A 23,377-nucleotide genomic window follows, 5' to 3' on the forward strand; every position below is an offset into this window, starting at 1 on the left:
CGACCTCCCACACGGCGATCCTCGCCCGGGAGTGAGCGGGGGCGGGTTTCGCGGGCGCCTCGTGCGAGCCGTTGAGGGTCGCCGTTGCGTTCCCGAGGCTGACGCGGTCCGTCGCCGGGTTTCGCAGGCGCCTCGTGCGACCCATTGAGGGTCGCCGTCACGCTCCAGGGGCGGCCGCGTCTATCGGCGCCGTGGGCGCCGGGGCTGGCCGCCGTGCGTGACGCTCCGCGTCACGCGTCGTGGTCGGTGGTGAGGAAGGTCGCGAGCTCCTCGAGCACGGCCTGCTCGTTGTCGCCCTCGACGCTGACGGTGAGCTCGTCGCCGTGCTCGATTCCGAGCGAGATGATCCCGAGGATCGACGCGGCGTTGACCGGGGTCGCGTCGCCCTTGGCGACGAGGACCTTCTGACCCGACTTCGCCGCGGCCTGGCTGAAGAGCGAGGCGGGGCGGGCGTGGAGGCCCTTCGACGATGCAACCTGCACGGTGCGCTCGACCATGAACGTTTCTCCTTGATCCTGCAGTCGCGACTGCATCAGTGGTGCCCGGAGTCGGGCTCGCCCGGACGGACCGGGCGGGTGGAGGAGTCCCCGTCCGCGCCTGCGACGACCGCGCGAGCGGCGAAGAGGACGGGCAGGGTCTCGAGCACGGCATCGGCACCGTGCGCTCCGAAGACATCGGGCGGGAGGAGGGCGGCCGCGGCTCCCACGAGCTCCGCACGGTGGCGGAGTCCGTCGAACTGCGACTCGAGGTGCGGCCCCACGAGGAGGACGTCGGCCTCGGGGAGGGAGTGGTCGAGACCGGTGAGGGTCTCGGAGCGGAACACGGCATCCATGCCGCGCTCCTTCGCGCCCGCTCGCAGCCGGTGGGCCAGGAACGTGCTCGACGCGCCTGCACCGCAGACGATCAGGATCTTCCGCACCTCGTTCGCCTCCTCGCGTCCGGGTCGTGATTCATCCAAGCATCCCCTCGGAGGGGCGGCACCCTCCAGCAGACAATCTTCCGCGGGGGCGGAAGACGGCCCCTCCCGCCCGCGGCGCGGGGGCTCCCGGGCGCGTCGCCGGGGTGATTGACTGACGGGACGTACGACTCGCCGCCCGCGTCCTGCGGGCCCGCGGCAGGGTCGTGGCGCTCCCGGCGCCCGCCCCGACCGCACGCCTGGAGCCTGATGCCTGACAACCGCGAACGACTGCTGGAGTACCTCTCCCGCGCCGACGGCTGGGTGACGGCGCACGAGCTCGCCGACAGGCTCGGAGTCACCACCCGCAGCGTCCGCAGCTACGTCACCGCGGTGAAGGCGCAGGCCGCCCCGCTGGAGCCGGTCGAGTCCTCCGCGAACGGCTACCGGCTCGCGCGCGAGGCGTACGCGGCGTACCTGGAGGCGCAGCGCAGCCGCGACGTCGAGCCCGACACCCCGCGCGACCGGCTGTACAGCATCGTCCGCCGCCTGGTCGACTCCGACGAGGGCCTGGACGTCTTCGCCCTCGCCGACGCGCTATCGGTGAGCGAGTCGACCGTCGACGCCGACCTGCGCCGGGTGAAGGCCCTCGCCGACGAGGCCGGCCTCGGGCTGGTCCGGCGCGGCCCGTCGGTGCGCCTCCAGGGCAGCGAGGAGGCCCGCCGCCGCCTGATCTCCCGGATGTTCCGCGACGAGAGCGCGCAGGGCGTCTTCACGCTCGACGACGTCCAGCGCGAGTTCGCCTCCCCCGGCCTCGGCGCCTTCAAGACCGAGCTGCTGGCCGAGCTCGAGACCCGCGGCTACTACATCAACGACTACGGCGTGAACAGCGTCCTCCTCCACATCGCGATCGCCGTCGACCGCGTCGCCCGGGGCATCGGGGACCCCTCCGGCTCCCGCCCCTCCCCCGCGATCCACGGCGAGCTCGCGGCCCTGCTGGCGGAGCTGGTGGAGCGGCACTTCGCGACGCGCCTGACCGACGCCGAGCTCGCCCAGCTCGCGATCCTGATGACGACGCGGGTGGCGACGCCCGGGCAGAACGAGCCGGTCGCGGCCGTGGTCGAGAACTACCTCGACCCGAAGGACCTCGCAGTCGTCCGCGAACTCGTCGCCGACGTCAACCGCGAGTACCTGGTCGACCTCGACGACGAGGGCTTCATCGTCCGCCTCGCCCTGCACGTGCGGAACCTGATCGCCCGGGCCGCCGAGGGCGGCTACTCCCGCAACCCGCTCACCCGCTCGATCAAGACCAGCTACCCGATGACCTACGAGATCGCGGTGTTCCTGGCGAGCGGGCTGCAGCGCCGGCGGGGCATCGTGGTCAACGAGGACGAGATCGCCTACATCGCCCTCCACGTCGGCTCGTTCCTCGAGCGGGTGTCGCGGCGGGAGGAGCGTCTGTCCTGCGTGATCGTCTGCCCCAACTACTACGACCTCGCGCACATGCTGCGCCTGCGCGTCGAGCGCTCGCTCGGCACCGAGGTGGAGGTGCGCTCGCTGATCACGCGGAGCGACGTCGACTGGGACCGGCTCACCGCCGACCTCGTGATCACCACGATCGACGAGCACCCCGCGTCCGATGACGTCGTGGTCGTGCAGCCGTTCCTCACCGACCACGACGTCGAGACGGTGCGCCGGGCGATCGCCCGCGTCCGCCGGCACCGCCGCCGCGCGCAGATCAAGGACGAGCTGCTGCAGTTCTTCGACGAGGAGCTGTTCTTCCGCAACGTGCACGCGCGCGACGAGGCGGCGATGATCCGGATGCTGGGCGAGCGGATGATCGCCGGCGGCATCATCGACGAGGACTACGTCGACGGCGCCATCGAGCGCGAGCGGATGAGCTCCACGGCGTTCACCGACAACCTCGCGGTCCCGCACGCGATGGCGATGAGCGCCCGCCGCACCTCCATCGCGATCGTCGTGAACGACACCGCGATGGAGTGGGGCGAGCAGCGGGTGAACGTGATCGCGATGATCGCGTTCGCCTCGGCCGGCCGCAGCACCTTCCAGTCGGTGTTCGACCAGTTCGTCGAGGTGTTCGCCGACCGGGCGGAGGTGCAGCGCCTCATCCGGCGCTCCACGGACTTCGGCGGCTTCATCGAGGAGCTGGTGCGGGTGATCGACAGCTAGCCGCCTCCCGCACTCCGGGTGGAGCCGCAGGGCGCTGTCGTCCTCTCGCTCCCGCGCCCTGTGGGCGCCCGGCGGACCCGCGCCGGGCTCGAGAGGCCGACAGGAGCCTCCTCCGCATCGGATCGGAGGAGCTCTGCGCTGGGGCCTCTAGGCGAAGGGCGTCGGCACGATCCCGTAGGGGGCGAGGCCGGCCGCGCCGCCGTCGGCGAGCGTGGTGACCCAGATGCCGTCGTGGTGCACGGCGACGGAGTGCTCCCAGTGGGCGGCCATGCTGCTGTCCTCGGTCGCGACCGTCCACTCGTCCTCGCGGACGAAGGTCTCGGCGCTGCCCGCGGTGACCATCGGCTCGATCGCGACGACGAGTCCCGGCTTCACCTCGGGGCCGCGCTGGCGCACCCGGTAGTTGAAGACCGGCGGAGCCTCGTGCATGGTGCGCCCGATGCCGTGGCCGATGTAGTCGGTGAGGATGCCGTAGACGCGGCCCGAGTGCTCGGCCTCGTCCTCGATGTACTCCTCGATCGCCGCGCCCACCTCGTTGAGGTGACGGGCGGAGGCGAGGGCGGCGATCCCCCGCCAGAGGGATCCCTCGGTGACCCGCGAGAGCTCGGCGCGTGCCGCGACCTCCTCTGGACGGGAGGGGTCGGGCAGGACGACCGTCATCGCGGAGTCGCCGTTCCAGCCGTCGATCTCGGCGCCGCTGTCGATGGAGACCAGGTCGCCCGGCTCGAGCACGCGCCCGCCGGGGATGCCGTGGACCACCTCGTCGTTGACCGAGGCGCAGATCGTGTGCCGGTAGCCCGGGACGAGCTGGAAGTTCGAGTGGCCGCCGAGCGCGACGATCGCCGACTCGGCGATCGCGTCGAGCTCGAGCGTGGTGACGCCCGGGCGGATCGCCGCGCGGACCGCGTCGAGCGAGGCGGCCGTGGCGAGGCCCGGAGCGAGCATCGCCCGCAGCTGCGCGGGCGTCTTGTAGAGCGAGGAGCGGAACGCCACGGCTCAGGCGGCCGGGGTGTCGAGGCGGCCCACGCGGTGGCCCTCGAGGGCGACGACGATCCGCTCGGTCACCTCGTCGACCGGCCCGAGGCCGTCGACCACGACCACGAGCCCGCGGGCCGCGTAGACGTCGATGAGCGGAGCGGTCTGCTCCTCGTAGAGCGCGAGTCGGCGCCGGATGACGTCCTCGGTGTCGTCGCTGCGCCCCTGCTCGAGCGAGCGCTTGAGAAGGCGGCCGACGACCTCGTCGGGATCGGCCGTCAGCTGGACGACCGCATCGAGCCGGTTGTCGTCCGCTGCGAGGATGCGGTCGAGCTCGTCGACCTGCTCCGTGGTGCGCGGGTAGCCGTCGAGCAGGAACCCGGTCGACGCGTCCGCCTCCTGGAGGCGGTCGTGCACGATCGCGTTGGTCAGCTCGTCCGGCACGTAGCGCCCGTTGTCGAGGTAGGCCTTCGCCTGGAGACCGAGGTCGGTCTCGTTGGCGACGTTCGCGCGGAAGATGTCCCCGGTGGAGATGGCGGGCACCCGGAGGATGTCGCTCAGCCGAGCGGCCTGGGTCCCTTTGCCTGCGCCGGGAGGGCCGATCAGCAGGAGACGGAAGCCGATCGGGTGCGACGTCATCGGAGGAGTCCTTCGTAGTGGCGCTGCTGCAGCTGGGAGTCGATCTGCTTCACCGTCTCCAGGCCGACTCCGACGATGATCAGGATGGACGTGCCGCCGAAGGGGAAGTTCTGGTTCGCACCGACCAGCGCGAGGGCCACGAGGGGCACGAGCGCGATGAGGCCGAGGTAGACCGATCCGGGCAGCGTCACCCGGGTGAGCACGTAGTTGAGGTACTCGGCGGTCGGGCGGCCGGCGCGGATGCCGGGGATGAAGCCGCCGTAGCGCTTCATGTTGTCGGCGACCTCGTCCGGGTTGAAGGTGATCGCGACGTAGAAGTAGGTGAAGCCCACGATCAGGAGGAAGTACAGCGCCATGTAGAGCGGGTGATCGCCCTTGGTGAGGTAGTTCGTGATCCAGGTGACCCAGACCGGGGCCTCCTGGCCAGCGGCGGGCTGGTTGAACTGCGCGATGAGCGCGGGCAGGTACAGCAGCGACGAGGCGAAGATGACGGGCACGACGCCGGCCATGTTGACCTTGATCGGGATGTAGGTGTTGTTGCCGCCGTAGGTGCGGCGGCCGACCATCCGCTTGGCGTACTGCACGGGGATCCGCCGCTGAGACTGCTCCACGAAGACCACGGCGACCACGAGCACGAGGCCCACGCCGAGGACGAGGAGGAAGGTCTCGAAGCCGCGCGACTGCGCGATCGACCACAGGGAGGTGGGGAACTGGGCGGCGATCGAGGTGAAGATCAGCAGCGACATGCCGTTGCCGATGCCGCGCTCGGTGATGAGCTCGCCCATCCACATGATGATGCCGGTGCCCGCGGTCATGGTGATGACCATGAGGAGGATGGAGTACCACTCGTCGGTGATGATGAGCGCCGAGCACTCCGGGACGCCGGAGTTGCCGAAGAGGGCGCCCGAGCGGGCGACGGTGATCAGCGTCGTCGACTGGAGGACGCCGAGCGCGATGGTGAGGTACCGCGTGTACTGGGTGAGCTTGCCCTGACCGGACTGCCCCTCCTTGTACAGCGTCTCGAAGTGAGGGATGACCACGCGCAGCAGCTGCACGATGATCGACGCCGTGATGTACGGCATGATCCCGAGCGCGAAGATCGACAGCTGGAGCAGTGCTCCACCGCTGAAGAGGTTCACGAGCTCGTAGAGACCCGAGGTGCCCTGGTTGCCGGCGAGACAGGCCTGCACGGCGCTGAAGTCGACGAACGGAGCAGGGATGAAGGATCCCAGCCGGAAGATCGCCACGATCGCGAGGGTGAAGCCGATCTTGCGGCGGAGGTCGGGGGTGCGGAAGATCCGCGCAACGGCGCCAAACACTACCTAAGGTCTCCTGCTCAATTCTGTGGTGCGGGATACAGGTCGAGCTTGCCACGCGCTCCCGGAGGGAGTCGGCGTGGCAAGCTCGACCGACAAGCTGCTGGTGCTACTTGATGGATCCGCCCGCAGCGACGATCTTCTGCTCGGCAGAGCTGGAGACCTTGTCGACCGCGACGTTCAGCTTAACCGCAATGTCGCCGTCCCCGAGGACTTTGACCTTCTCGTTCTTGCGGACAGCACCCTTGGCGACCAGGTCGCCGATGGTGACGTCGCCGCCCTGGGGGTAGAGCTCCGCGAGAGCGGACAGGTTCACGACCTGGTACTCGACCCGGAACGGGTTCTTGAAGCCGCGGAGCTTCGGGGTGCGCATGTGCAGCGGCATCTGCCCACCCTCGAAGCCGACGCGCACCTGGTAGCGGGCCTTGGTGCCCTTGGTGCCGCGACCGGCGGTCTTTCCCTTGGAGCCCTCACCGCGACCCACGCGGGTCTTGGCCTTCTTGGCTCCGGCAGCGGGGCGGAGGTGGTGGACCTTGAGCACGTGCTCCTTGGTCGCCGGCGCCGCCGCGCCCTTCGTGGTGGTCGCCTGCCCGGGAGTCGTGGACTCCGCGGCAGCGGCCTTCTTCGTCTCAGCCATTAGTCAATCTCCTCGACCTTCACCAGGTGGGCGACGGTCTTCACGTATCCGCGGTTCTGGGCGTTGTCCTCGCGGACGACGCTCTGACCGATCTTCCTGAGGCCGAGCGAGCGCAGCGTGTCGCGCTGGTACTGCTTCTCGCTGACCTTCGACTTGATCTGGGTCACCTTGAGCTGGGCCATCAGGCACCTGCCTTCGCGTTGGACGCGGCGGCGAGGGCGTCGGCCTCGGCACGGACGAGACGTGCCGGCGCGACCTGGTCGAAGTCGAGACCACGACGAGCTGCAACGGCGCGCGGCTCCTCGAGCTGCTTCAGAGCCTCGACGGTCGCGTGGACGATGTTGATGGTGTTCGACGAGCCGAGCGACTTGCTCAGGACGTCGTGGATGCCGGCGCACTCGAGGACGGCGCGGACGGGACCGCCGGCGATGACACCGGTACCCGCGGCGGCGGGGCGCAGGAGCACCACACCGGCGGCGGCCTCACCCTGGACGGGGTGCGGGATGGTCGAGGCGACGCGGGGGACGCGGAAGAAGTTCTTCTTCGCCTCCTCGACGCCCTTGGAGATGGCGGTCGGGACCTCGCGGGCCTTGCCGTAGCCGACGCCCACCAGTCCGTTGCCGTCTCCGACGACCACGAGCGCGGTGAAGCTGAAGCGACGACCGCCCTTGACGACCTTCGACACGCGGTTGATGGTCACGACGCGCTCGAGGAACTGGCTCTTCTCGGCGTCACGGCCACCGCGGTCGCGGCCACCCTGGTTGCGGTCGCGGCCGCCGCGGCGGGGCTCACGAGCCTCCTGCTGCGGCTGCGTGGACGCAGCGGTCTCGACGGGGGCCTCCGACACAGCGGCGACCTCGGGTTCCTTGTTCTCTGCGGCGCTCACAGGTTGAGCCCTGCCTCTCGTGCTCCATCGGCGATCGCGGCGACGCGACCGGCGTACTTGTTGCCTCCGCGGTCGAAGACGACCGCCTCGACACCGGCGTTCTTGGCGCGCTCGGCGACGAGCTCGCCGACCTTGCGGGCCTTGGCGGTCTTGTCGCCGTCGAACACGCGCAGGTCGGCCTCGAGGGTCGACGCCGACGCGAGGGTGCGGCCCTGAGCGTCGTCGACGACCTGCACGAAGACGTGGCGGGCCGAGCGGTTGACGACGAGGCGGGGGCGCTCGGCGGATCCGACGACCTTCTTGCGCAGACGGTCGTGACGACGACCGCGCGCAGCGGACTTGCTCTTTCCTCTGGTTCCGAGTCCCATGATCACTTACCGCTCTTTCCGGCCTTGCGGCGAACGACCTCGCCGGCGTAGCGCACGCCCTTGCCCTTGTAGGGCTCGGGCTTGCGGATCTTACGAATGTTGGCGGCCACCTCACCGACGGCCTGCTTCGAGATGCCGTGCACGGTGAGCTTGTTGTTGCCCTCGACCGTGAACGAGATGCCCGCGGGCGGGGTGACGACGACCGGGTGCGAGAAGCCGAGCGCGAACTCGATGTCCGAGCCCTTCGCCAGCACGCGGTAACCGGTTCCGACGACCTCGAGGCCCTTGGAGTAGCCCTGCGTGACACCGATGATGTCGTTCGCGATGAGCGTGCGGGTGAGGCCGTGGAGCGAGCGCGACCCGCGCTCGTCATCGGGACGCGAGACCAGCACCTGGCCGTTCTCGACGGACACCTGGATGGGGCTGGCGACCGAGACGGTCAGCTCGCCCTTGGGGCCCTTGACGGTCACAGCGGAACCGGCGACGGAGACGTCGACGCCCGCCGGGATCTCGATGGGGAGTCTTCCAATACGCGACATGAGGGGTTACCACACGTAGGCGAGGACTTCCCCACCCACGCCCTTCTTCTCGGCCTGGCGGTCGGTCAGGAGACCGCTCGAGGTGGACAGGATGGCGACGCCGAGGCCGCCGAGCACGGTGGGGATCTCGGCCGACTTCGCGTACACGCGGAGTCCGGGCTTCGAGACCCGCTTGATGCCGGCGATCGAGCGCTCGCGGTTCGGGCCGTACTTGAGGGAGATGGAGAGCGTCGTGCCGACGCGCGCCTCCTCGACCTTCCAGTCGGCGATGTAGCCCTCGGTCTTGAGGATCTCGGCGATGTTGGCCTTGAGCTTCGAGCCCGGGAGGGTGATGGAGTCGTGGTGCGCGGAGTTCGCGTTACGGATTCTGGTCAGCAGATCTGCGACCGGATCAGTCATGGTCATGGCTGATGGTGCCTTTCTCGCCTGGTTTCGGCACCCTTTACAAGAGTGACGACCTGTGGTGTGGGACGGCGCCGACGACGTCGACGCCCATGCGGCCGCGCGAACGCAGGCCAACGAGCCATGCTACATGGCCGAGGTCCTGCGGTCGAGGGCCGATCGTGCACGGGACCCGGGGATGCCGCGTGGCGCCCGCCGCCGGCTCCGGACGGACCGGTCCGGCGGCGGACGCACGACGAGGCCGGAGGGCGGTTCTCACCGTCCCCCGGCCTCGAGGCTTGCTGCTTACGCGTTGTCCGACGACTTGAACGGGAAGCCGAGCTGCTTGAGCAGCGCGCGACCCTCGTCGTCGGTCTTGGCGGTGGTCACGACGGTCACGTCGAAGCCGCGGACGCGGTCGATGCGGTCCTGGTCGATCTCGTGGAAGATCGACTGCTCCGTGATGCCGAAGGTGTAGTTGCCGTTGCCGTCGAACTGGCGGTCCGACAGACCGCGGAAGTCGCGGATGCGGGGCAGCGCCACCGAGAGCAGGCGGTCCAGGAACTCCCAGGCGCGGTCGCCCCGGAGGGTGACGTGAGCGCCGATGGCCTGGCCCTCGCGCAGCTTGAACTGCGCGATGGACTTGCGGGCCTTGGTGACCTGCGGCTTCTGACCGGTGATGGCGGTGAGGTCCTTGACCGCGCCGTCGATGATCTTGCCGTCGCGGGCGGCCTCACCGACACCGGTGTTGACGACGACCTTGACCAGGCCGGGGACCTGGTGGACGTTGCCGAAGCCGAACTGCTCCTTGAGAGCGGGGATGATGTCGGCCTGGTACTTGGCCTTGAGCCGCGGCTGAACCTTCGCAGCCACTGCGGTGGTGTCAGTCATTACAGTTCCTCACCCGACGCCTTCGCGTAGCGCACGCGAACGGTCTTGGTCACGCCGTCCTTGGTGACGGCCACGTTGCGGTGGCCGACCCGGGTCGGCTTCTTGGTCTTCGGGTCGACGAGCGCGACGTTGGAGATGTGGATCGAGGCCTCGACGGTCTCGATGCCGCCCTCCTTCGAGCCGCGCTGCGTCTGGCCGACGCGGACGTGCTTCTTGACGAAGTTCACGCCCTCGACGACGACGCGGTTGCGCTCGACCAGCACCTCGAGGACCTTGCCCTGCTTGCCGCGGTCTCCACCGCGGGCCTGGGTAGCGCCCGAGATGACCTGGACGAGGTCACCCTTCTTGATCTTGGCCATGACTAGATAACCTCCGGTGCCAGCGAGACGATCTTCATGAACTTCTTGTCGCGGAGCTCGCGACCGACCGGTCCGAAGATACGGGTGCCACGGGGGTCCCCGTCGTTCTTGAGGATGACGGCGGCGTTCTCGTCGAACTTGATGTACGAGCCGTCGGCGCGACGGGTCTGCTTGATGGTGCGGACGATGACGGCCTTGACCACGTCGCCCTTCTTCACGTTGCCACCGGGTATCGCGTCCTTGACGGTGGCGACGATGATGTCACCGAGGCCCGCGTAGCGGCGGCCGGAGCCTCCGAGGACGCGGATGGTGAGAAGCATCTTGGCGCCGGTGTTGTCGGCGACCTTGACTCGGGATTCTTGCTGAAGCATGTGTCTCTCCTGCTAACTCAAGTAGGCCGCGGCCTACTTGGCCTTCTCGAGGATCTCGACCAGGCGCCAGCGCTTGGTGGCGCTGAGGGGACGGGTCTCGCTGATGACGACGGAGTCGCCGATGCCGGCGGAGTTCAGCTCGTCGTGGACCTTGACCTTGGACGTACGGCGGATGACCTTGCCGTACAGCGGGTGCTTCACCCGGTCCTCGACCTCGACGACGATGGTCTTGTCCATCTTGTCGCTGGTGACGTAGCCGCGACGGGTCTTGCGGTATCCGCGAGCGCCCGCCTCCTTCACGTCGTGGGCGGCCGACTCGTGGCCGGCGCTGTCATTGACGGTTGCCATTACTTGGCCTCCTCGTTCGACTCGGTCGCCTCGACCTCGGCCTTGGCGGCCTTCTTGGTCTTGGGCTTCTTCTCCGCCTTGGCCGGGGCCTCGACGGGTGCGGGGGTGGCGCGGATGCCCAGCTCGCGCTCACGGATGACCGTGTAGATGCGGGCGATGTCGCGCTTGACGGCACGCAGGCGGCCGTTGGTGTCCAGCTGACCGGTGGCCGACTGGAAGCGGAGGTTGAACAGCTCCTCCTTGGCCTTCTTCAGCTCGGTGACGAGACGCTCGTCCTCGTAGGTGTCGAGCTCGGCGGGGGCGAGCTCCTTGGATCCGATCGCCATTACGCGTCTCCCTCCTCGCGCTTGATGATGCGTGCCTTGAGGGGCAGCTTGTGGATGGCACGGGTCATGGCCTCACGAGCGAGCTGCTCGTCGACGCCGGCGACCTCGAAGAGGACGCGACCCGGCTTGACGTTCGCGACCCACCACTCCGGCGAGCCCTTACCGGAACCCATGCGGGTCTCGGCGGGCTTCTTGGTGAGCGGACGGTCGGGGTAGATGTTGATCCACACCTTTCCGCCGCGCTTGATGTGACGCGTCATCGCGATACGAGCGGACTCGATCTGACGGTTGGTCACGTAGGCGGGGGTGAGGGCCTGGATGCCGAACTCACCGAACGACACCTTGGTGCCACCGGTGGCCTGGCCGGACCGGCCCGGGTGGTGCTGCTTGCGGTGCTTGACTCGACGCGGAATCAACATGGTTATGCCTCAACTCCTGCTGCGACGGGCGCCTCGCTCTGCTGGCGGGGTGCACGGCGCGGACGGTCGCTGCGCTCGGGGCGCGACGACTTGCTGTTCGCCTGCTCGCGGGCGAGCTCCTTGTTGGTGATGTCGCCCTTGTAGATCCAGACCTTCACGCCGATGCGGCCGAAGGTGGTCTTCGCCTCGTAGAAGCCGTAGTCGATGTTCGCGCGGAGGGTGTGCAGCGGCACGCGTCCCTCGCGGTAGAACTCCGAGCGGCTCATCTCGGCGCCGCCGAGGCGGCCGGAGACCTGGATGCGGACGCCCTTGGCGCCGGCGCGCTGAGCGCCCTGCAGGCCCTTGCGCATCGCGCGGCGGAAGGCCACGCGGGCGGAGAGCTGCTCGGCGATGCCCTGGGCGACCAGCTGAGCCTCGGCCTCGGGGTTCTTGACCTCGAGGATGTTCAGCTGGATCTGCTTGCCCGTGAGCTTCTCGAGGTCGGCGCGGATGCGCTCGGCCTCGGCGCCGCGGCGGCCGATCACGATGCCCGGGCGGGCGGTGTGGATGTCGACGCGGACGCGGTCACGGGTGCGCTCGATCTCGATGCGGGCGACGCCCGCACGGTCGAGCTGCGTGGCGAGGAGTCGGCGGATCTTGACGTCCTCGGCGAGGTAGTCGCTGTACCGCTGGCCCTTCTTGGTGCTGTCGGAGAACCAGCGCGACACGTGGTCGGTGGTGATTCCCAGACGGAAACCGTAGGGGTTTACTTTCTGACCCATTACTTGGTCCCCTCCTCAGGAGTGGCCAGCACGACGGTGATGTGGCTGGTGCGCTTGTTGATGCGGAAGGCACGACCCTGAGCACGGGGCTGGAATCGCTTGAGGGTGGTTCCCTCATCGACGAAGGCGCGGGACACGATCAGGTCCTGGTCGTCGAGGTACTCGTTCGAGGCATCGGCCTTGACGCGAGCGTTGGCCATCGCCGAGGCGACGAGCTTGTAGACGGGCTCGGACGCACCCTGCGGCGCGAACTTCAGGATGGCCAGTGCCTCCTGAGCCTGCTTCCCGCGGATCAGGTTCACGACACGGCGAGCCTTCTGGGGGGTGACGCGGATGTGTCGCACGCGTGCGATCGACTCCACCATTTCTCTCCTCCTTCTCGTCGCCGCGTCAGCGGCGACGGCCCTTCTTGTCGTCCTTCTCGTGACCGCGGAAGGTCCGAGTGGGGGCGAACTCGCCGAGCTTGTGGCCGACCATGGTCTCGGTCACGAACACGGGGATGTGCTTGCGACCGTCGTGGACCGCGATGGTGTGACCCAGCATCGCCGGGATGATCATCGAACGGCGCGACCAGGTCTTGATGACGTTCTTGTTGCCGGCTTCGTTGGCCGTGAACACCTTGCGGAGCAGGTGGTCGTCAACGAAGGGGCCCTTCTTGAGACTGCGAGGCATCTTCTACAACTCCTACTTGCGCTTCTTACCGGCGGTGCGGCGGCGAACGATGAGCTTGTCGCTCTCCTTGTTGGGGCGACGGGTGCGTCCCTCGGACTGACCCCACGGGCTGACCGGGTGGCGTCCACCGGAGGTCTTGCCCTCTCCACCACCGTGCGGGTGGTCGACCGGGTTCATCGCGACACCGCGGACGGTCGGGCGGACGCCCTTCCAGCGCATGCGGCCTGCCTTGCCCCAGTTGATGTTCGACTGCTCGGCGTTGCCGACCTCGCCGATCGTGGCGCGGCAGCGCGCGTCGACGTTGCGGATCTCGCCCGACGGCAGGCGGAGCTGCGCGTAGGGGCCGTCCTTGGCGACGAGGCGGACCGAGGTGCCGGCCGAGCGGGCGAGCTTGGCGCCGCCTCCCGGCTTGATCTCGATGGCGTGGATGACCGTACCGGTCGGGATGTTGCGCAGCGGCAGGTTGTTGCCGGGCTTGATGTCGGCGCCGGCGCCCGACTCCACGACGTCGCCCTGCGAGAGCTTGTTCGGGGCCAGGATGTAGCGCTTGGTGCCGTCCACGAAGTGGAGCAGCGCGATGCGCGCCGTGCGGTTGGGGTCGTACTCGATGTGAGCGACCTTGGCGTTGACGCCGTCCTTGTCGTTGCGACGGAAGTCGATCAGACGGTACTGGCGCTTGTGGCCACCACCGATGTGACGCGTCGTGATGCGGCCGGAGTTGTTGCGGCCACCGGTCTTGGACAGCGGGCGCAGGAGCGACTTCTCGGGCGTCGAGCGGGTGATCTCGGCGAAGTCGGCAACGCTGGAGCCGCGGCGACCGGGGGTCGTGGGCTTGTACTTACGAATAGCCATTGTCTGTTTCCTCTACGCTTCTTCGGCTCAGCCGACGCTCGTGAAGATGTCGATGGAGCCGGACTTCAGCGTGACGATCGCGCGCTTGGTGTCCTTGCGCTTGCCGGTGCCGAACTTCGTGCGGCGGGTCTTGCCCTGGCGGTTCAGCGTGTTGATCGACGCGACCTCGACGCCGAAGATCTTCTCGATGGCGAGCTTGATCTCGGTCTTGTTCGAACGCGGGTCGACCACGAAGGTGTACTTGCCCTCGTCGATCAGGCCGTAGGACTTCTCCGAGACGACCGGGGAGATGATGACGTCGCGGGGGTCCTTGTTGAACGCGGCGGACTGGCTCATGCGTTCACCTCTTCCTTGTTGGACTCGACGCCCGACTTGGCCGCGATGAACGCGTCGAGCGCGCCCTTCGAGAACACGATGTCGTCGGAGACGAGCACGTCGTACGCGTTGAGCTGGTCGGCCGGCAGGATGTGCACGAACGGCACGTTGCGGAGCGAGAGCTCGGCGATGTAGTCGTCGCGCTCGAGCACCACGAGGACGTTGCGCGACACCGAGAGGGCGTCGAGCAGGACGAGGACGTCCTTGGTCCGGGGGGTGTCGCCGAGGGCGAGGGACTCGACCACGTGGATGCGGGCACCGCGGGCGCGGTCCGAAAGAGCACCGAGCAGAGCCGCGGCGATCATCTTCTTGGGGGTGCGCTGCGCGTAGCTGCGGGGGGTCGGTCCGTGGACCACGCCACCACCGGTCATGTGCGGGGCGCGGATCGAGCCCTGACGAGCGCGACCGGTTCCCTTCTGCTTGAACGGCTTGCGACCGGCTCCGGAGACCTCACCGCGGTTCTTCGTCTTGTGGGTTCCCTGGCGCGCCGCGGCGAGCTGGGCCACGACGACCTGGTGGATGAGGGGGATGTTGGTCTGGACGTCGAAGAGCGCGGCGGGGAGCTCGACCGAGCCCGCCTTCTGGCCCTTGACGTCGATGATGTCGACAGAGGTAGCCATGGAACTACGCTCCCTTCACGGCGTTGCGAACGAACACGAGGCGACCGCGGGCACCGGGGACGGCGCCCTTGACGAGCAGCAGGCCCTTCTCGGCGTCGACGGAGTGCACCTTGAGGTTGAGCACGGTGACGCGCTCGCCACCCATGCGACCGGCCATGCGCATGCCCTTGAAGACACGGCTGGGGGTCGAGGAGGCACCGATGGAGCCGGGCTTGCGGTGGTTGCGGTGCGAACCGTGCGAAGCCGAGACGCCCTTGAAGTTGTGACGCTTCATGACACCGGCGAAGCCCTTGCCCTTGCTGGTGCCGACGACGTCGACCTTGGTGCCGGCCTCGAAGACGGCGTCCACGGTCAGCTCCTGGCCGGCCGAGTAGTCGGCGGCGTCGGAGGTGCGGACCTCGGTGAGGTGGCGGCGGGGGGTGACGCCCGCGGCGTCGAAGTGACCGGCGGCGGGCTTGTTCACCTTGCGCGGGTCGATCGCACCGGCGGCGAGCTGAACGGCGGTGTAGCCGTCCTTCTCCTCCGTGCGGACCTGGGTCACGACGTTGGGGCTGATCTCGATGACGGTGACCGGCACGAGCTTGTTGTTCTCGTCCCAGACCTGGGTCATTCCGAGCTTGGTGCCGAGGAGGCCCTTGCTGGTCTTCAGCGTGGGGGAAACAGTGACAGACATGGTGGCACTCCTCCTTAGAGCTTGATCTCGATGTTGACGTCGGCCGGCAGGTCGAGGCGCATGAGCGAGTCGACGGCCTTGGGCGTCGGGTCGATGATGTCGATGAGGCGCTTGTGGGTGCGCATCTCGAAGTGCTCGCGGCTGTCCTTGTACTTGTGGGGAGAACGGATCACGCAGACCACGTTCTTCTCGGTCGGCAGCGGCACGGGGCCGACCACCGTTGCACCGGCACGGGTGACCGTGTCGACGATCTTGCGCGCCGACGTGTCGATGACCTCGTGGTCGTACGACTTCAGTCGGATGCGGATCTTCTGTCCCGCCATGTGTGATCTCTCACTCTCTTGTTATTGCGTCGTACGCGACTCCCCCGGCCGGAGCCGGACTCGTCTCGCATTGGACGCGCTCGCGAAGGAACTCCGGTGACCCGGAAAAGTGCAACCAGTGTTCTTCTGTCAAAAGCACCGCACCCCTGGGGCGCTCCGATCGCCGTGCAGAACGCACGACGCACGGAGAACCCGTTGAGATGTCGGTTGTTGTCGTTCTGCTACCCGCCGCCTCGACGTCGCACCCGCGCGGCCGCCCTCTCGGGTCGAGCCTCCGCGATGCCGTCTCGGCACTGCCTGGCAGTGTCCCCCTCCGAGCAGCACGCCGCCCGAGAGGAAATTTTGAACTAGAAGAGTCTCCCACAGATGCCCCACCCCTGCAACCCGGGCGTGTCGCGCCGGAGGGCTCCTCCGCGAGCACGTCGTGACGGCCCTGGGGAGCCGGTCGCTCCGAGCAGCAGCGCGGGTCGGAGGGCCTCCCCCGCTACTCGAAGAGCAGCGCCCGGACGGCGGTCTCGGCCGACGCGGGGCGCGACGCGTCGATGGTCTCGCCGGCGCGGAAGTGGTCCAGCAGCCGCGGGTCGACGTAGCTGGCGCGGGCGACCGTCGGCGTGTTCCCGAGCACGTCCGAGGCATCGCGCATCGCCTGGGCGATCGCCGAGTTCCGAGCGCGCTGCGTGGCCTGCGGGCCCGACTTCGCCAGGCTCAGCGCGGCCGCGACCGTGCCGTGCAGAGTGCGGAAGTCCTTCGCCGTGAAGTCGTCGCCGGCGCGCTCGCGCACGTAGTCGTTGATCTCGGGCGCCGAGATCGGCCGCCACTCCCGCCCGTCCTTCCAAGCGAGCAGGCGGGCGTTCGGCCCGCGACGCTTGAGAGCACGGACGACGCGCGAGAGGTCGTGGTCGAGGATCTCGCTCGTCCACGCCTGATGGCTCTTCCCGGGGAAGGCGAGGGCGACCCGGTCCCCGTGGGTCGTGGCGTGCGCGCACAGGAGCGTCGAGAGGCCGATGCTGCCGTGCTCCTTCGCGTACCTCTCGCTGCCGACGCGGAGCGATCCGGTGTCGAGCATCCGGAAGGCGGTGGCCAGCGCGCGCTCGCGGTCGGGTCCGTCCGAGCGGAGGGCGATGGTCACGGCCCGGCGCGCCCCGGGCAGGGCCTCCGCGAGCCGCAGCGCCCGGTCGAACTTGATCCGGTCCTTCTGCTCGCGCCAGGTCGGATGGTAGACGTACTGGCGGCGGCCGGCCGAGTCGACGCCGGTGGCCTGGATGTGCCCGTTGGGATACGGGGCGATCCAGACGTCCGCCCAGGCCGGCGGGATGCCGAGACGGTCGAAGCGTGCGCGCAGCTCCTTGTCGGCGACGGTCGCGCCCTTCGGGTCGCGGTAGCTGAAGCCGGAGCCCGCGCGCACCCGGGTGTAGCCGCGCCCGCTCGAATCGGTCCTGCGGAGTCGTTGCACGCGGGTGTCAGCCATCGATCCGACGATAGGACGGCGGATCCGAGGCCCGCACCCGCTTGACGGCGGGGAGGAGCAGTCGGACGGCAGCCGCTACTCGTTGCCGATCCGCTTGTCGGCCTGGCGCTTCAGGTCCTCGATGCGGTCGTCGTACTTGCCGTTGGTGAGGCGGCTGGCGATCTCGCCCGCCTTCTCGAGGGTCTGGTCGGAGACCTGCTCGGCCTTCTCGCTCCGCAGCGCGTCCTGGGCCTTCCGGCTGTTGAGCAGTTCGCCGGCCTGGCGTCCGAGCTTCCCGAGATCCACGATGATGCCTCCTTGTAAACGCGCACAGGGCGGCGCGTGCCTCAGTGTGGCGCTCCCGGCTGGGGGAACGGTGCGGGCGCGCCGGTCAGCCGGCCAGTGCGATCACCTGCTCCGCTGCGTCTGCCAGGGCGCGGCCGTAGGAGGGACCGTGACCGGCGGCGTGGACGGCGAGCGGGTGCAGCTGGTGGAGTGGCACCCGCTCCTCGTAGCCGGCCCCCAGCGGATGCTGCTCGCGGTAGCCCTCGAGGACGGCGTCGAGGTGCGGAGCACCGAAGAGGGCCAGCATCGCCAGATCGGTCTCGCGGTGTCCCCCGTGAGCGGCAGGGTCGATCAAGACGGCGCCGTCCGCCGACCAGAGCACGTTGCCGGTCCAGAGGTCCCCGTGGATCCTGGCGGGCCCCGCACCGTCGTCGAAGGCTCCGGTCGCCACCCGGTCCAGAGCCTGCTCGACAAGCCGCGACTCGGCTGCCGTGAGGTTGCCCGCCTCCACGGCGGGGCCGAGGAACGGCCGCACCCGCTGCTCCGCGTAGAAGCGCCCCCACGAGTCGTCCGGGCGGCACGGCATCCCGCGGCGGCCGATGTAGGCGGGGCCGGTCCATCCCGGGGGCGGCGCTCCGAACGCCGCGGCTCCGGCGTCGTGCGTCCGGGCGAGCGCGGCGCCGAAGGCCCGAGCCGACTCGGCGGAGGGTCGCGCGGAGCGGATCTCCTCCAGCTCGATGCGCCCGGGCGACACCCTCTCCACCCCGACACAGCGCGCACCGCCGTCCGCCGCGCGCAGCCAGTCCAGGCCGGCCGCCTCCCACTCGAAGAACTGCGGGAGGGCACGGGGGTCGCTCTTCACGAAGGGCATGCCGCCACGCTAGCCGGGCGTCCCCGGGAACGACGAGAGGGGCCACCCGCCGAAGCGGACGACCCCTCTCGAGAGATCAGTAGGACGGACCTACTTGATGATCTTGGTGACCGTACCGGCACCCACGGTGCGTCCACCCTCACGGATGGCGAAGCCGAGGCCCTCCTCCATGGCGATCGGCTGGATCAGCGCGACCGTCATGTCGGTGGTGTCGCCGGGCATGACCATCTCGGTGCCCTCGGGCAGCGTGATGACGCCGGTGACGTCGGTGGTGCGGAAGTAGAACTGCGGACGGTAGTTCGCGTAGAACGGGTTGTGACGCCCACCCTCATCCTTGGACAGGATGTACGCGGTGCCCTCGAAGTCCGTGTGCGGCGTGACCGAACCCGGCTTGACGACGACCTGGCCGCGCTCGACGTCCTCGCGCTTGGTGCCGCGGAGGAGCAGACCGCAGTTCTCGCCGGCCCAGGCCTCGTCGAGCTGCTTGTGGAACATCTCGATTCCGGTGACCGTGGTCTTCTGCGTCGGGCGGATGCCGACGATCTCGACCTCGGAGTTCAGAGCGAGGGTTCCGCGCTCCGCACGGCCGGTGACGACGGTTCCACGACCGGTGATCGTGAAGACGTCCTCGATCGGCATGAGGAACGGCTTGTCCTTGTCGCGCACCGGGTCCGGGATGGACTCGTCGACCGCGTCCATCAGGTCGAGGATCGACTGGGTCCAGGTGTCGTCGCCCTCGAGGGCCTTGAGGCCGGAGACGCGCACGACGGGGGCGTCGTCGCCGGGGAAGCCCTGCGACGAGAGGAGCTCGCGGACCTCGAGCTCGACGAGCTCCAGGATCTCCTCGTCGTCCACCATGTCGGCCTTGTTCAGCGCGACGAGGAGGTAGGGGACGCCGACCTGCTTGGCGAGGAGGACGTGCTCACGGGTCTGAGCCATCGGGCCGTCGGTGGCGGCGACCACGAGGATCGCGCCGTCCATCTGGGCCGCGCCGGTGATCATGTTCTTGATGTAGTCGGCGTGACCCGGGGCGTCGACGTGCGCGTAGTGGCGCTTCGGCGTCTCGTACTCGACGTGCGAGATGTTGATCGTGATGCCGCGCTGGCGCTCCTCGGGAGCGGAGTCGATCGACGCGAAGTCACGCTGGACGTTGGTCGCGGACGGGAACTTGTCCGCCAGAACCTTCGAGATCGCCGCGGTGAGCGTGGTCTTTCCGTGGTCGACGTGACCGATGGTTCCGATGTTGACGTGCGGCTTGGTCCGCTCGAACTTGGCCTTAGCCACTGTGGGTCCTCCTCAGGACTTAGGTGCAAGCATCCGCATCCGGGCGGCCGCACGGGGCGGCACGAGGACAGGAGGACTTGCGGGGGTTTTGTGTACGTATGTTACCGGCAGTGGTCGTGCGGCCGTCCCGCTGCGACAGGGGGCGCGCTGCACTCGGCAGCAAACCCGCACGACACTACCAGGCCGTCGCCGTTCCGGGGAACGGCGACGGCCCAGGGGCGGAGCTACTCGCCCTTGTTCTTCTGGACGATCTCCTCGGCCACGGCCTTGGGGACCTCGGCGTAGGTCTCGAACGTCATCGAGTAGACGGCGCGGCCCGAGGTCTTCGAGCGCAGGTCTCCGATGTAGCCGAACATCTCGGACAGCGGGACGTTGGCCCGGATGACCTTGATGCCGGTGGCGTCCTCCATCGACTGGATCATCCCGCGACGCGAGTTGATGTCGCCGATGACGTCGCCCATGTACTCCTCGGGAGTACGGACCTCGACGGCCATGAGCGGCTCGAGGAGGACCGGCTGCGCCTTGCGCGAGGCCTCCTTGAACGCGATCGAGCCGGCGATCTTGAACGCCATCTCGGAGGAGTCGACGTCGTGCGCCGCTCCGTCGACCAGGGTCGCCTTCACGCCGACCATGGGGTAGCCGGCGAGCACGCCGACCTGCATGGCGTCGCGGATGCCCGCGTCGACGGAGGGGATGTACTCGCGCGGGACGCGGCCACCGGTGACGCCGTTGACGAACTCGTAGGTCTTGTCGGCCTCGACCTCCATCGGCTCGATGGTGATCTGGACCTTCGCGAACTGGCCGGAGCCACCCGTCTGCTTCTTGTGGGTGTAGTCGTACTTCTCGACCGTGCGGCGGATCGTCTCGCGGTACGCGACCTGGGGCTTGCCCACGTTGGCCTCGACGTTGAACTCGCGCTTCATGCGGTCGACCAGGATGTCGAGGTGCAGCTCGCCCATTCCCTTGATGACCGTCTGACCGGTCTCCTGGTTCTGCTCGGTGCGGAAGGTGGGGTCCTCCTCCGCGAGCTTCTGGATCGCGGTGCCGAGCTTCTCCTGGTCCGCCTTCGTCTTGGGCTCGATGGCGACCTCGATGACGGGCTCCGGGAAGGTCATCGACTCGAGCACGACCTGCGCGGCCGGGTCGCTCAGGGTGTCACCGGTGGTGGTGTCCTTGAGGCCGATGACGGCGTAGATGTGGCCGGCGGTGACCGAGTCGACCGGGTTCTCCTTGTTGGAGTGCATCTGGAAGATCTTGCCGATGCGCTCCTTCTTGCCCTTGGTCGAGTTGATGACCTGGGCACCGGAGTCGAGCTTGCCCGAGTAGACGCGGACGTAGGTCAGGCGACCGAAGAACGGGTGCACGGCGACCTTGAACGCGAGCGCCGAGAAGGGCTCGGTCGAGTCCGCGTGGCGCATGATGACCTTCTCCTCGTCGCGGACGTCGTGCGCCTCGATGGCGGGGACGTCGAGCGGGGAGGGGAGGTAGTCCACGACAGCGTCGAGCATCGGCTGGACGCCGCGGTTCTTGAACGCGGAGCCGCAGAGCACCGGGTAGATCTCGGAGTTGACGGTCATCTTGCGGATGGCGCCCTTGATCTCCGCGACGGTGAGCTCCTCGCCGCCGAAGTACTTCTCGAGCAGCTCGTCGGAGGTCTCCGCGACGGTCTCGAGGAGCTTCTCGCGGTACTCCGCCGCCTTGTCGGCGAGGTCGGCCGGGATCTCCTCGATCTCGTACTTCGCGCCGAGCGCGACGTCACCCTTCGAGTCGCCGCGCCACGTGAGCGCGCGCATCTCGACCAGGTCGACGACGCCCTCGAAGGAGGACTCCGCGCCGATGGGCAGCTGGATGACCAGCGGCTTCGCGCCGAGGCGCTTGATGATCGTGTCGACCGTGTAGTAGAAGTCGGCGCCGAGCTTGTCCATCTTGTTGACGAAGCAGATGCGCGGGACGTCGTACTTGTCGGCCTGACGCCAGACGGTCTCGGACTGGGGCTCGACGCCCTCCTTGCCGTCGAAGACGGCGACGGCGCCGTCGAGGACGCGGAGCGAGCGCTCGACCTCGACCGTGAAGTCGACGTGACCGGGGGTGTCGATGATGTTGATCTGGTTCTTGTTCCAGAAGCAGGTCGTCGCGGCGGACGTGATCGTGATGCCGCGCTCCTGCTCCTGCGCCATCCAGTCCATCGTCGCGGCGCCGTCGTGGACCTCGCCGATCTTGTGCGTGATACCCGTGTAGAACAGGATGCGCTCGGTGGTGGTGGTCTTGCCGGCATCGATGTGGGCCATGATGCCGATGTTGCGGACCTTGTTCAGGTCGGTGAGCACATCTTGTGCCACGGAGTTCCTCCGATAGGTGATGGAGCCAGCGCACCGGGTTCATGGCCGAATGGCTGGGATTCTGGTGGTGGCGGTCGCCCGGTCGCGGGGATCGGGCGATCCGCCGCCGGGACCGGGCCCGCAGCGGTGACGCCGCGGGCCCGGTGGTCGCGGTCGCCCGGAGGCGGCCGCGGGGTGCGCTACCAGCGGTAGTGCGCGAAGGCCTTGTTCGACTCGGCCATCTTGTGGGTGTCCTCGCGACGCTTGACAGCGGCGCCCAGACCGTTCGACGCGTCGAGGATCTCGTTCATGAGACGCTCGGTCATCGTCTTCTCGCGACGGGCCTTCGCGTAGCTGGTGAGCCAGCGGAGCGCGAGGGTGTTGGCGCGGTGGGGCTTGACCTCGACCGGGACCTGGTAGGTCGAGCCGCCGACGCGGCGGCTGCGGACCTCGAGGGTCGGGCGGACGTTGTCGAGCGCCTTCTTGAGGGTGACGACCGCGTCCTGGCCGTTCTTGCCGGCGACGCCCTCGAGGGCACCGTAGACGATGCGCTCGGCGAGGCCCTTCTTGCCGTCCAGGAGGATCTTGTTGACGAGCTGGCTGACGATGGGGGCGCCGTAGACGGGGTCTGCGACGACGGGGCGCTTGGGAGCGGGGCCCTTACGAGGCATTACTTCTTCTCCATCTTCGCGCCGTACCGGCTGCGAGCCTGCTTGCGGTTCTTGACGGCCTGGGTGTCCAGGGCGCCGCGAACGATCTTGTAGCGGACACCGGGGAGGTCCTTGACGCGACCGCCGCGCACGAGCACCATCGAGTGCTCCTGCAGGTTGTGGCCCTCGCCGGGGATGTAGGCGGTGACCTCGGTGCCGTTGGAGAGCTTCACGCGGGCCACCTTGCGGAGGGCCGAGTTCGGCTTCTTGGGCGTGGTCGTGTAGACGCGCGTGCAGACGCCGCGCTGCTGGGGGTTGGCCTTCAGGGCGGGCGCCTTGGTCTTGGTGACCTTCGGCGTGCGTCCCTTGCGGACCAACTGCTGAATCGTTGGCACTGGTTTTGCTCCTTGAATGCTGCACGGTGACAGCGGATCGATGGTCGACATTCGGCCCTCCCGTCTCCGGGAACGGCCGAGTTCATCTGGACCCGACGCACCCCGCGGCCCCGCGAGCGGGACCGGGAGGGTGAGGGGTATGCCGTGGGGGCCGCCCGATCGGACGAACCCGCGGATCCTCGCGGACCCGGTGGAGCGAAGTGCGGCGACCGCATCGACCCGGAGGCACGACACGAGCGCACGGCAAAGCGCACACCCGAAGAACATTACGGGGAGTGACGGGGCCGGTCAACCGAGCGGCGTTCGCCCTG

33 protein-coding genes are annotated in these 23,377 nt (G+C 68.6%); 1 reads left to right on the forward strand and 32 read right to left on the reverse strand.

Annotated elements, in window-relative coordinates; translation table 11 throughout:
- Window positions 1-230 precede the first annotated feature (230 nt).
- Both C5C27_RS07250 and C5C27_RS07255 read right to left on the reverse strand, forming a co-directional pair.
- Window positions 231-497 carry an HPr family phosphocarrier protein gene (locus C5C27_RS07250; protein WP_104224553.1) on the reverse strand — a complete coding sequence of 89 codons (267 nt, stop codon included), beginning with the start codon at window positions 495-497 and terminating at the stop codon, window positions 231-233.
- 35 nt (window positions 498-532) lie between these two features.
- On the reverse strand, window positions 533-958 hold the full coding sequence (locus C5C27_RS07255; protein ID WP_181065531.1) for a PTS sugar transporter subunit IIB: 426 nt from the start codon (window positions 956-958) through the stop codon (window positions 533-535).
- Window positions 959-1,165: 207 nt separating this feature from the next.
- Between C5C27_RS07255 and C5C27_RS07260 the strand changes: the two genes are divergently transcribed.
- Entirely contained in the window at window positions 1,166-3,085 is a 1,920-nt protein-coding gene (locus C5C27_RS07260) for a BglG family transcription antiterminator (protein ID WP_104314021.1), read from the forward strand.
- A 147-nt stretch (window positions 3,086-3,232) separates the two neighbouring features.
- Here C5C27_RS07260 and map read toward each other — a convergent pair whose 3' ends face one another.
- The 30 genes from map to rpsL form a co-directional block, all read right to left on the reverse strand.
- Window positions 3,233-4,078: a type I methionyl aminopeptidase gene (gene map / locus C5C27_RS07265; protein WP_104238067.1), complete on the reverse strand. Its 846-nt coding sequence runs from the start codon at window positions 4,076-4,078 to the stop codon at window positions 3,233-3,235.
- A gap of 3 nt (window positions 4,079-4,081) precedes the next feature.
- On the reverse strand, window positions 4,082-4,699 hold the full coding sequence (locus tag C5C27_RS07270) for an adenylate kinase (protein ID WP_181065530.1): 618 nt from the start codon (window positions 4,697-4,699) through the stop codon (window positions 4,082-4,084).
- The gene (gene secY / locus C5C27_RS07275) at window positions 4,696-6,018 is read right to left on the reverse strand and encodes a preprotein translocase subunit SecY (protein WP_104224557.1); all 1,323 of its coding nucleotides are present in this window, start codon (window positions 6,016-6,018) and stop codon (window positions 4,696-4,698) included. Before secY ends, C5C27_RS07270 begins: the two co-directional genes overlap by 4 nt.
- Before the next feature lie 106 nt (window positions 6,019-6,124).
- Window positions 6,125-6,652, reverse strand: coding sequence for a 50S ribosomal protein L15 (gene rplO, locus C5C27_RS07280; RefSeq protein WP_104238068.1), 528 nt, complete (start codon window positions 6,650-6,652; stop codon window positions 6,125-6,127).
- A complete protein-coding gene (gene rpmD, locus C5C27_RS07285; RefSeq protein WP_181024623.1) occupies window positions 6,652-6,834 on the reverse strand; it encodes a 50S ribosomal protein L30 in 183 nt (60 codons plus the stop codon). The genes rplO and rpmD overlap by 1 nt, the downstream gene beginning before the upstream one ends.
- Window positions 6,834-7,538 carry a 30S ribosomal protein S5 gene (gene rpsE / locus C5C27_RS07290; RefSeq protein WP_104224559.1) on the reverse strand — a complete coding sequence of 235 codons (705 nt, stop codon included), beginning with the start codon at window positions 7,536-7,538 and terminating at the stop codon, window positions 6,834-6,836. The genes rpmD and rpsE overlap by 1 nt, the downstream gene beginning before the upstream one ends.
- A complete protein-coding gene (gene rplR / locus C5C27_RS07295) occupies window positions 7,535-7,906 on the reverse strand; it encodes a 50S ribosomal protein L18 (protein ID WP_056037296.1) in 372 nt (123 codons plus the stop codon). Before rplR ends, rpsE begins: the two co-directional genes overlap by 4 nt.
- Window positions 7,907-7,908: 2 nt before the next feature.
- Window positions 7,909-8,445: a 50S ribosomal protein L6 gene (rplF, locus tag C5C27_RS07300; protein ID WP_104314022.1), complete on the reverse strand. Its 537-nt coding sequence runs from the start codon at window positions 8,443-8,445 to the stop codon at window positions 7,909-7,911.
- Between the two features lie 6 nt (window positions 8,446-8,451).
- Window positions 8,452-8,850, reverse strand: coding sequence for a 30S ribosomal protein S8 (gene rpsH / locus C5C27_RS07305; protein ID WP_068209423.1), 399 nt, complete (start codon window positions 8,848-8,850; stop codon window positions 8,452-8,454).
- A 282-nt stretch (window positions 8,851-9,132) separates the two neighbouring features.
- Window positions 9,133-9,717, reverse strand: a complete 585-nt coding sequence (gene rplE / locus C5C27_RS07310) for a 50S ribosomal protein L5 (protein WP_068209425.1) — start codon at window positions 9,715-9,717, stop codon at window positions 9,133-9,135.
- On the reverse strand, window positions 9,717-10,076 hold the full coding sequence (gene rplX / locus C5C27_RS07315; RefSeq protein WP_104224561.1) for a 50S ribosomal protein L24: 360 nt from the start codon (window positions 10,074-10,076) through the stop codon (window positions 9,717-9,719). Before rplX ends, rplE begins: the two co-directional genes overlap by 1 nt.
- Window positions 10,077-10,078: 2 nt before the next feature.
- Window positions 10,079-10,447, reverse strand: coding sequence for a 50S ribosomal protein L14 (gene rplN, locus C5C27_RS07320; RefSeq protein ID WP_104224562.1), 369 nt, complete (start codon window positions 10,445-10,447; stop codon window positions 10,079-10,081).
- A gap of 33 nt (window positions 10,448-10,480) precedes the next feature.
- Window positions 10,481-10,795: a 30S ribosomal protein S17 gene (rpsQ, locus tag C5C27_RS07325; RefSeq protein ID WP_104224563.1), complete on the reverse strand. Its 315-nt coding sequence runs from the start codon at window positions 10,793-10,795 to the stop codon at window positions 10,481-10,483.
- The gene (rpmC, locus tag C5C27_RS07330) at window positions 10,795-11,121 is read right to left on the reverse strand and encodes a 50S ribosomal protein L29 (protein WP_104224564.1); all 327 of its coding nucleotides are present in this window, start codon (window positions 11,119-11,121) and stop codon (window positions 10,795-10,797) included. Before rpmC ends, rpsQ begins: the two co-directional genes overlap by 1 nt.
- Window positions 11,121-11,540 carry a 50S ribosomal protein L16 gene (rplP, locus tag C5C27_RS07335; RefSeq protein ID WP_068209436.1) on the reverse strand — a complete coding sequence of 140 codons (420 nt, stop codon included), beginning with the start codon at window positions 11,538-11,540 and terminating at the stop codon, window positions 11,121-11,123. The genes rpmC and rplP overlap by 1 nt, the downstream gene beginning before the upstream one ends.
- 2 nt (window positions 11,541-11,542) lie before the next feature.
- Complete coding sequence (gene rpsC / locus C5C27_RS07340; protein WP_068209439.1) at window positions 11,543-12,301, reverse strand: 30S ribosomal protein S3; 759 nt, start codon at window positions 12,299-12,301, stop codon at window positions 11,543-11,545.
- Window positions 12,301-12,666, reverse strand: a complete 366-nt coding sequence (gene rplV, locus C5C27_RS07345) for a 50S ribosomal protein L22 (RefSeq protein ID WP_077221988.1) — start codon at window positions 12,664-12,666, stop codon at window positions 12,301-12,303. Before rplV ends, rpsC begins: the two co-directional genes overlap by 1 nt.
- 25 nt (window positions 12,667-12,691) lie before the next feature.
- Window positions 12,692-12,973 carry a 30S ribosomal protein S19 gene (gene rpsS, locus C5C27_RS07350; protein WP_055787078.1) on the reverse strand — a complete coding sequence of 94 codons (282 nt, stop codon included), beginning with the start codon at window positions 12,971-12,973 and terminating at the stop codon, window positions 12,692-12,694.
- Between the two features lie 12 nt (window positions 12,974-12,985).
- Window positions 12,986-13,825 carry a 50S ribosomal protein L2 gene (gene rplB, locus C5C27_RS07355; protein WP_068251462.1) on the reverse strand — a complete coding sequence of 280 codons (840 nt, stop codon included), beginning with the start codon at window positions 13,823-13,825 and terminating at the stop codon, window positions 12,986-12,988.
- A 27-nt stretch (window positions 13,826-13,852) separates the two neighbouring features.
- The gene (gene rplW / locus C5C27_RS07360) at window positions 13,853-14,161 is read right to left on the reverse strand and encodes a 50S ribosomal protein L23 (RefSeq protein WP_068209445.1); all 309 of its coding nucleotides are present in this window, start codon (window positions 14,159-14,161) and stop codon (window positions 13,853-13,855) included.
- Window positions 14,158-14,820, reverse strand: coding sequence for a 50S ribosomal protein L4 (gene rplD / locus C5C27_RS07365; protein ID WP_104224565.1), 663 nt, complete (start codon window positions 14,818-14,820; stop codon window positions 14,158-14,160). Before rplD ends, rplW begins: the two co-directional genes overlap by 4 nt.
- 4 nt (window positions 14,821-14,824) lie before the next feature.
- Complete coding sequence (rplC, locus tag C5C27_RS07370) at window positions 14,825-15,493, reverse strand: 50S ribosomal protein L3 (RefSeq protein ID WP_104224566.1); 669 nt, start codon at window positions 15,491-15,493, stop codon at window positions 14,825-14,827.
- Window positions 15,494-15,507: 14 nt separating this feature from the next.
- On the reverse strand, window positions 15,508-15,816 hold the full coding sequence (rpsJ, locus tag C5C27_RS07375; RefSeq protein WP_005050520.1) for a 30S ribosomal protein S10: 309 nt from the start codon (window positions 15,814-15,816) through the stop codon (window positions 15,508-15,510).
- A gap of 484 nt (window positions 15,817-16,300) precedes the next feature.
- Window positions 16,301-17,284 carry a DNA topoisomerase IB gene (locus C5C27_RS07380; RefSeq protein WP_104314023.1) on the reverse strand — a complete coding sequence of 328 codons (984 nt, stop codon included), beginning with the start codon at window positions 17,282-17,284 and terminating at the stop codon, window positions 16,301-16,303.
- Window positions 17,285-17,359: 75 nt separating this feature from the next.
- Window positions 17,360-17,569 carry an antitoxin gene (locus tag C5C27_RS07385; protein ID WP_159939075.1) on the reverse strand — a complete coding sequence of 70 codons (210 nt, stop codon included), beginning with the start codon at window positions 17,567-17,569 and terminating at the stop codon, window positions 17,360-17,362.
- A gap of 85 nt (window positions 17,570-17,654) precedes the next feature.
- Window positions 17,655-18,419 carry a fructosamine kinase family protein gene (locus tag C5C27_RS07390; RefSeq protein WP_104255703.1) on the reverse strand — a complete coding sequence of 255 codons (765 nt, stop codon included), beginning with the start codon at window positions 18,417-18,419 and terminating at the stop codon, window positions 17,655-17,657.
- 90 nt (window positions 18,420-18,509) lie between these two features.
- Window positions 18,510-19,703 (reverse strand): elongation factor Tu, encoded by a 1,194-nt coding sequence (gene tuf / locus C5C27_RS07395; protein WP_104224570.1) that lies wholly within the window; start codon window positions 19,701-19,703, stop codon window positions 18,510-18,512.
- Between the two features lie 224 nt (window positions 19,704-19,927).
- The gene (fusA, locus tag C5C27_RS07400) at window positions 19,928-22,042 is read right to left on the reverse strand and encodes an elongation factor G (protein WP_104224571.1); all 2,115 of its coding nucleotides are present in this window, start codon (window positions 22,040-22,042) and stop codon (window positions 19,928-19,930) included.
- 179 nt (window positions 22,043-22,221) lie between these two features.
- Window positions 22,222-22,692 (reverse strand): 30S ribosomal protein S7, encoded by a 471-nt coding sequence (gene rpsG / locus C5C27_RS07405; RefSeq protein ID WP_068251443.1) that lies wholly within the window; start codon window positions 22,690-22,692, stop codon window positions 22,222-22,224.
- Window positions 22,692-23,066 (reverse strand): 30S ribosomal protein S12, encoded by a 375-nt coding sequence (gene rpsL, locus C5C27_RS07410; RefSeq protein ID WP_011186743.1) that lies wholly within the window; start codon window positions 23,064-23,066, stop codon window positions 22,692-22,694. The genes rpsG and rpsL overlap by 1 nt, the downstream gene beginning before the upstream one ends.
- Between the last annotated feature and the right edge of the window lie 311 nt (window positions 23,067-23,377).

The organism is Rathayibacter sp. AY2B7, assembly GCF_002931635.1.
Classification (GTDB): domain Bacteria; phylum Actinomycetota; class Actinomycetes; order Actinomycetales; family Microbacteriaceae; genus Rathayibacter.